Raw genomic sequence first — 7,635 nt, 5'->3', positions numbered from 1 at the left:
AAGAAAACTCGTACTATCGATGTGAAAGAGTTTGTAAAAGAACCTATTGTAGCATCTGTTAAGGACGGTATGGTAACCCTTACTATGGGTATCGGCATCTACCCACAAGGTACCATCAAACCTAGCGAAGTGTGGAACCTTGGTAAAGAGCAATATAACTGGCCTATTACGACGGGCTATGAAATTCATCGCAAAGCCATTATGGTAGAAAACGAAGAAGGTCGTTATACGCCTTTAGAGATTAATTACTAATCAATTAATACGATTGAATTTCTATAAATGAAATCTACAATTTTAGTAGATTTGCTTAGGTATCACTATTAAGCATATAAGTCGAATCTTTAGGTAAATCATAGCATTTAACGTACTAGTATATTCTGAATGGAAAGAAGGGAGGGATAGGATGCATAAAATTTTGGTCAATGTTATGCGCGAAGAAATTCGCATGGCTGTTATCGACGAAGAAGGGCAGTTAGTAGACTTTGTCTTAGAACGTACTGATGAGTCTCATATGGCAAATCATATGTACAAAGGGACTGTTAAAAACGTTTTGAACGGTATGCAAGCGGCCTTTGTTGATATTGGTGGCTCTCAGAATGCCTATTTGAACCTTCAACAAGGGAAGGAACAGAAGATCTTGCCACGCCTATCTGTGGGGCAACAAGTTCTCGTGCAAGTCGTAAAAGAAGAAATGCTCGGTAAAGGGGCTCGTGTTACTGCTGATGTGAGCTTGGCCGGTCGTTTTATGGTACTTTTACCATATTCTGAAGGTATGCACATCTCTAAAAAGATTACTGATGAAGCGTTGCGTGCAAAGTTGCAAGAGTTAGCAGCACCATATGTGCAAGAGGGTTGCGGTTTTATTATTCGTACTGCAGCCGCTAAGGCTAGTGCTGATGAAATTGGTCGAGATATGGACTATTTGTGGCGTACGTGGCAACATGTGCTAAAGCGCTTTAAAGTGGCTAAGAGCGGCACTGATTTGTATAGTGATGCGGATTTCTGGTTCCGCCTTGTACGGGATTATGCCCATCGCAATGTAGAAGAAATCATCGTCGACTCCGATATGGGTGAATCACGATTGATGGACCTCTTAGGTCATGGCCCTACATCACAGCAAATTAAAGTGACGCGCCATCGTGATAGCACACCTATCTTTAAAGCTAATCACATTGAACCTCAATTAGAGGATCTTATCTCTCGAGATATCAATCTTCCTTCTGGTGGTTCTATCCGTATTGACCATACAGAGGCGCTTACCGTATTCGATGTGAACTCTGCTCATTATACGGGCAAATCCAATAAGCTAGAAGATTTAGCTTTCACAGTCAATAAAGAGGCGGCTAAAGAAATCTGTCGTCAATTGCGATTACGAGATATTGGTGGCATCATCATCGTCGATTTTATCGACATGAAGGATAAGGCGCATCAACAAGAGTTGCTACAACTATTGAGCGCACAAGCTAAGTTAGATAAGATGAAAACCGTTGTATGTGGTATTAGTTCGCTTGGCCTTGTGGAGATGACCCGTAAGCGTGCCCGTCAAGGTTTACAAACCTTGATGTTTGATACATGCCCTCAATGTGGTGGCACAGGATATATGTTGTCTGGTAGAACTGTATATATGCAGATCGTTCGACGTATCCGTGAATTATTTAAATCGGGACGTATTAAATCGAATCTAGAAATTGAAGTTCATCCAGAGGTGGCTCAATATTTAACAAAGGCTGTTCTAGAGGATCTAGGAGAGTCTATAGGCCGTAAGATTTCTATTGTAGTAAATTCTCAAATTAGTCGTGAAGGCTATTCTTTGATGGCTGTAGCAGAATAAGTAAGTAGTTTGTTTATAGAGGAATATTGTGTCAGTATTTGAAATTGTATTAATTAGTATAGGTCTTGCTATGGATGCCTTTGGTGTATCTATCGGTAAAGGACTAACAATGCCTGTAGGTGAGAATGGTCGAAAAGTGACCTTAGCCTTTTTATTTGGTTTATTCCAGTTTCTCATGCCCGTTATTGGCTGGCTTATTGGACGCCAGTTTATCGATGTCATAGCTGAATGGGATCATTGGATTATCTTTGGTCTTCTCGGTTATTTAGGTATCGCTATGATTAGAGAGGGTCTTAGCGATGAAGATGATGATGACGATGATAAACAGTTCTTAGGCGCTTGGGAAATGATAATGCTCTCCGTAGCCACTAGCCTTGATGCCATGGCTGTAGGTCTTACCTTTGCCTTCATGCCTATTAATGTGTGGGAAGCATCTACCATGATTGGCGTTATTACCTTTGGTATCTCTTTAGTTGGGGTATACTTGGGGAAATTTATGGGCCAATTTGTTGGGAAATATGCAGACATTCTCGGCGGGGGCGTGTTAATCCTCATCGGCACTAAAATACTTTTACAACATCTCGGAATTCTCGGTGAATTTTAGAGGCTTGTATATATATGAAAGTATCGGGAACTGAGCTATTTATGTTGAATTTTGTTTGACATGGATAGGTAAATAGGATATACTATATCAGTATTAGTTCGGTTTACTGAACTTTGCAATCCGCGTGAAGCAGGTTTAAACGCCCGACCGAAGTTCGGGTCGGGATACCGAATTCAGCGAGTTCGATAACAAGGAGGTGTTCTCATGTACGCAATTATTAAAACTGGTGGTAAACAATATCGCGTTGCTGAAGGCGATGTAATTACTATCGAAAAATTGGAAGCAGCTGCTAACGAGTCCGTTACATTCGAAGAAGTTTTGACTGTAGTGAATGACGGCGACGTTAAAGTTGGCGCTCCTCTTGTAAACGGTGCAAAAGTTACAGGTACAGTTCTTGAGCATGGTAAAGGTAAAAAAATCTTAGTATTCAAATACAAAGCTAAATCCAACTACCGTCGTCGTCAAGGCCATCGTCAACCGTTCACAAAAGTTCGTATTGAATCTATCCAAGCTTAATTATGGTTTCCATCGGAATCCAGCGGAACAGTGATGGTCAAGTAATTGGTTGTCATATGTCCGGTCATGCAGGATATGATGAGCATGGCTTCGATATCGTATGTGCTGCAGTGTCTGCCTTATCGGCAACGGCAATGTTAGGACTTACTCAGATTGCTCAGCAAGAAGGGGAATATACGAATAGCGAAGGTCAATGTGATATAGTTCTCTCTGGAACGATTAACCAGAGTGGACAGGATATTCTGGGGACTATGCTTCTCGGTTTAGAGGAGATTAGCCGTCAATATCCAGAGTTTGTCCAAATACACGAAATATAGGAGGTGAACTTAATGTTTACTTTTGATTTGCAATTGTTCGCACATAAAAAAGGTGTGTCCAGTACTCGTAACGGTCGTGACAGTGAATCTAAACGTCTTGGTGTTAAATGCCATGATGGTTCCATCGTAAAGAGCGGTAACATCATCGTTCGTCAACGTGGTACTCACTTCCACCCTGGTACTAACGTAGGTATCGGTAAAGATGACACTTTATTCGCACTTGTGCCTGGTAAAGTAGCATTTGAACGTGCTGGTCGTTATAACCGTAAAGTTAGCGTATACCCTGTAGAAGCTTAATTTTACAAAGACTATTAATCCCTAGTGGTTTCCACTAGGGATTTTTTTGTTATCTATAGTATTAGTTAGATTAATATAATATAATTAAAAATAATTTTCAAAATATACTTTGGTTTTCTAAGCGTGGATAGGGGGCATTATGGCGTTATTAGATCTTTCTAATATATCCTATGTTGTAAAAGATAAAGCTATCATTCGAGATATCTCTCTAGCTATACATGAAGGTGACTATATGACTATTGTAGGTCCTTCTGGTAGTGGTAAGAGTACGCTGTTAAAGTTATGCAGTGATTTAATTAGCCCTACTTCAGGTTATATTACGTATAATGGTCGTGATTTAACATCCATAGATCCTGAAAACTACCGAAAAGAGGTAGGGTATTGTTTTCAAAGACCTTATTTATTTGCTAAAACGGTACGCCGTAACATTTTGTTTCCTTATGATATCCGTGGTATGAAACCCGATATGGAGCGCATTCAATATTTATTTGATTTATTACATATGCCTATGGAATATCTTGAGCGACGTAATGATGAATTATCTGGTGGTGAAATGCAGAGGATTTGCCTTATTCGAAGTCTCATTTTTGAACCAAAGGTATTGCTATTAGACGAGGTTACTTCAGCATTAGACTTTGTTAATACATCTATTGTAGAACAAGTCATAGATGAGCTTCATAATAAAGGGATGACTATAGTATCTATTACTCATAGTGAAGAACAAAGTTTGCGGAAAGCTAATCGTCGTATCACTGTTGTGGATGGTGTGCTAGCTAAAGAGGAGGTGTTGCGATGAGTCAGTTTCATGCTATTTCTACTGCATCGCTATGCCTAGCATCAATATTAGTTATCATTAGTATGGTGATGTCCTATCGACAAGAATTGAAATTAGAAAAGGATATTTTCATTAGCGCCATACGAGCTACAGTTCAACTATTAATTATTGGATTTATTTTATCCTATATTTTTAGTACTGAAAGTCCTATATTTATCATTGGCTTACTAGGTTTTATGGCTTTCAATGCAGCTTATAACTCCGCTAAACGTGGGCAGGGGATTCCTCATGCCCTATGGATCTCTTGGTTTGCTATTACCGTTGGTGCATGGATAACATTATCCATTTTACTCTTAACAGGTGTACTAGATTTTACTGCTTATCAATTGATTCCAGTAGGCGGGATGGTTATTAGTGGCGCTATGGTTGCCATAGGGCTTTGTTATAGACAACTACTGTCGAATTTTGAGTTGCGTCAACAGGAGATTGAAATCAAACTCGCTTTAGGTAGTACTCCGAAGCAAGCATCTAAAGCTATTGTGCGGGATGTAATAAAAACTGGCTTGCAACCTACCATAGATAGTGCAAAAACATTGGGGATAGTTGCATTGCCAGGTATGATGACTGGTCTTATATTAGCGGGGATGCCTCCATTAGAAGCTGTGAAGTATCAGATGATCGTTACATTTATGTCATTATCTACCATATCTATTGCTTGTTTTATTGCATGCCAACTTGCTTACAAAGGCTTTTTTAATAGTAGAAATCAATTACATAAGTAAGATACGCACGTAATATTATTTATAGATAACAATTAAATATAATATTTATTAAAGAAAGAGTAGTAATTATAGATTACTATTCTTTTTATTTTGTGTGTCAAATTCCTATGTTTTTTAGTAGGAATAGTGGTATACTAAGTACAGTATCAGTGAAATACCAGAAGACTGGTTGTCATATACTTTCATAAACCTAAAGAGGGGTGGCATGGCCACTAGAAAGAATTGAGGTAAGTACTATGTATGATGTAAAATCTCCAAAGGCGGAGGAGTTTATTTCCCATCAGGAAATCCTTGATACTCTTGCTTATGCAGAGGAAAATAAGGAAAATCGGGAGTTGTTAGATGCTATTTTAGCAAAAGCTGCTACATTTAAGGGGTTAAACCACAGAGAAGCAGCAGTTCTCTTAGAATGTCCGTTACCTGAATATAAGGAAAAGCTCTTTGCTTTAGCAAAAGAAATCAAGAAAGCCATTTACGGCGATCGTATCGTTTTATTTGCACCATTATATTTGTCTAACTATTGTATTAATGGTTGTGTGTACTGTCCGTATCACTCTAAAAATCGCGATATTAAACGTAAGAAATTAACGCAAGAACAAATTAGAGAAGAGGTTATTGCTTTAGAAGCGATGGGCCATAAGCGTATCGTAATTGAGTCTGGTGAAGATCCTCTTAATAATCCTCTGGAATATATTTTGGAATCCATCAAGACCATTTACAGTATTAAAAATAAAAATGGTGAAATCCGTCGCGTTAACGTAAATATTGCAGCTTGTTCCGTTGAGGACTACAAGAAATTACATGAAGCTGGTATTGGTACGTATACACTGTTCCAAGAAACGTACAATAAAGAAAACTACGAAGCCTTACATCCAACAGGCCCTAAGAGCGACTACGCCTACCATACAGAGGCGATGGACCGCGCGATGCAAGGTGGTATTGACGATGTAGGCATCGGTGTTCTTTATGGCTTAGAACATTATAAATACGATTTTGTAGGCTTGTTGATGCATGCAGAGCATTTAGAAGCGGTATTTGGCGTAGGTCCACATACTATTTCTGTGCCTCGTATTTGTCCAGCTGATGATATTAATGTGGATGATTTCAGTAATGCAGTACCTGACGATGTATTTGAAAAAATCGTTGCTCTCATTCGCGTATCCACACCGTATACAGGTATGATTATGTCTACCCGTGAAAGCCAATCTATGCGTGAACGTGGCTTGGCATTAGGTATCTCCCAAATTAGTGGTGGCTCTCGTACTAGTGTAGGTGGTTACAAAGAGGAAGAGAAACCAGAAGATAATTCTGCTCAATTTGATCGCAGTGACACTCGTACATTAGATGAAATCGTAGACTGGTTATTAGACCTTGGTTATGTACCGAGCTTCTGTACTGCATGTTATCGTGCAGGTAGAACAGGGGACCGTTTCATGGCCCTTGCTAAATCCGGTCAAATTCACAACTGTTGCCAACCAAATGCGTTGATGACATTAAACGAATACATCATGGACTACGGCGATGAGAAGACTAAAGCTCATGGTGCAAAGGTTATCGAACAACAGTTAGAAAATATTAAAAATGATTTAGTTAAAGAAAAAGCTAAAGCTTATATTGCACAGATGAAAGACGGCGAACGGGACTTCCGGTTCTAAGTAATTCACTGATCTAGAACCTCCTATTGATAATGGGAGGTTCTTTTTTGTTGAGAAAATGTCAAAAGTTAAATGAGAATAAAATATATAAAATAGTTTATTTTATTCGTTTTTTAGGGTATAATAAATAAAAATGATAATGATAATACGTTAAATTCTAGAATAATATTGATTATAAACTACTGAGGGATATGATGATTAAGAAAAAACGTTGGCGCCTCTGTGAAGGTGACCGAGAGAAAGAAAATATCTTAATCCGTGAACTTGGTGTGAACCCTATTGTGGCTAAATTAATGGTGAATCGTCACATTGATGTTGACGAAGGTCGTCAGTTTTTACAAGGAACTTTGTCAGATTTGTTAGACCCATTCACTTTAAAGGGTATGGACGTGGCTGTTTCGCTAGTTCAGGAGACAATTGAAAGTCACAAACCAATCGTCATTTATGGCGATTATGATGTAGATGGTATTACTGCAACATCTGTACTCTATCGATTTTTAAAGAAGTTAGGTGCCGATGTTACCTATTACATACCAGAACGTCAAAGCGAAGGGTATGGCCTCAATTTAGAGGCTTTAGAGCACCTTATAGAACGGGGAACAGCTTTAGTAATTACCGTAGACTGCGGTATTAGCTCTTACGATATTGTAGAGGCCGTGCGTGATCGTATCGATATGATTATTACCGATCATCATACGGCACCAGATATGATTCCGAGGGCTAAGGCTGTTATTAACCACAAGCAAAAGGATTGTCCATATAAGGATAAAAACTTATCTGGCGTCGGCGTAGCTTTTAAATTATGCCAAGCCTTGTGGCTTACAAAGCATGGTGAATGGTATTTAGATGATTTAGATA

Annotated in this window: 9 protein-coding genes and 1 pseudogene; all 10 read left to right on the top strand. The window is 38.9% G+C overall.

Features of this window, described 5'->3' with window-relative positions; translation table 11 throughout:
* Nucleotides 1-252: pseudogene (locus Q0F90_RS05745) on the top strand (radical SAM protein); the annotation flags it as partial.
* Nucleotides 253-403: 151 nt separating this feature from the next.
* Entirely contained in the window at nucleotides 404-1,831 is a 1,428-nt protein-coding gene (locus tag Q0F90_RS05740; RefSeq protein ID WP_296004127.1) for an Rne/Rng family ribonuclease, read from the top strand.
* A gap of 28 nt (nucleotides 1,832-1,859) precedes the next feature.
* Entirely contained in the window at nucleotides 1,860-2,435 is a 576-nt protein-coding gene (locus Q0F90_RS05735; protein WP_296004126.1) for a manganese efflux pump MntP family protein, read from the top strand.
* Nucleotides 2,436-2,639: 204 nt separating this feature from the next.
* Nucleotides 2,640-2,951: a 50S ribosomal protein L21 gene (rplU, locus tag Q0F90_RS05730; RefSeq protein WP_004698652.1), complete on the top strand. Its 312-nt coding sequence runs from the start codon at nucleotides 2,640-2,642 to the stop codon at nucleotides 2,949-2,951.
* A gap of 2 nt (nucleotides 2,952-2,953) precedes the next feature.
* On the top strand, nucleotides 2,954-3,268 hold the full coding sequence (locus Q0F90_RS05725; RefSeq protein WP_004698521.1) for a ribosomal-processing cysteine protease Prp: 315 nt from the start codon (nucleotides 2,954-2,956) through the stop codon (nucleotides 3,266-3,268).
* Between the two features lie 12 nt (nucleotides 3,269-3,280).
* Nucleotides 3,281-3,565, top strand: a complete 285-nt coding sequence (rpmA, locus tag Q0F90_RS05720) for a 50S ribosomal protein L27 (protein ID WP_004696430.1) — start codon at nucleotides 3,281-3,283, stop codon at nucleotides 3,563-3,565.
* Nucleotides 3,566-3,704: 139 nt separating this feature from the next.
* Nucleotides 3,705-4,361 carry an ATP-binding cassette domain-containing protein gene (locus Q0F90_RS05715; protein WP_296004125.1) on the top strand — a complete coding sequence of 219 codons (657 nt, stop codon included), beginning with the start codon at nucleotides 3,705-3,707 and terminating at the stop codon, nucleotides 4,359-4,361.
* Nucleotides 4,358-5,122: an ABC transporter permease gene (gene fetB, locus Q0F90_RS05710; RefSeq protein ID WP_296004124.1), complete on the top strand. Its 765-nt coding sequence runs from the start codon at nucleotides 4,358-4,360 to the stop codon at nucleotides 5,120-5,122. The genes Q0F90_RS05715 and fetB overlap by 4 nt, the downstream gene beginning before the upstream one ends.
* 236 nt (nucleotides 5,123-5,358) lie before the next feature.
* Nucleotides 5,359-6,777: a [FeFe] hydrogenase H-cluster radical SAM maturase HydG gene (gene hydG, locus Q0F90_RS05705; RefSeq protein ID WP_296004123.1), complete on the top strand. Its 1,419-nt coding sequence runs from the start codon at nucleotides 5,359-5,361 to the stop codon at nucleotides 6,775-6,777.
* 194 nt (nucleotides 6,778-6,971) lie between these two features.
* Nucleotides 6,972-7,635: DHH family phosphoesterase (locus Q0F90_RS05700; protein WP_296004122.1), on the top strand; the 664-nt coding region annotated here is incomplete at its 3' end.

Source organism: uncultured Veillonella sp. (genome assembly GCF_934190855.1).
Taxonomy (GTDB): domain Bacteria; phylum Bacillota; class Negativicutes; order Veillonellales; family Veillonellaceae; genus Veillonella.
The sequence above is the reverse complement of the archived record's forward strand: the minus strand, read 5'-3'. Positions and strand labels throughout refer to the sequence as shown.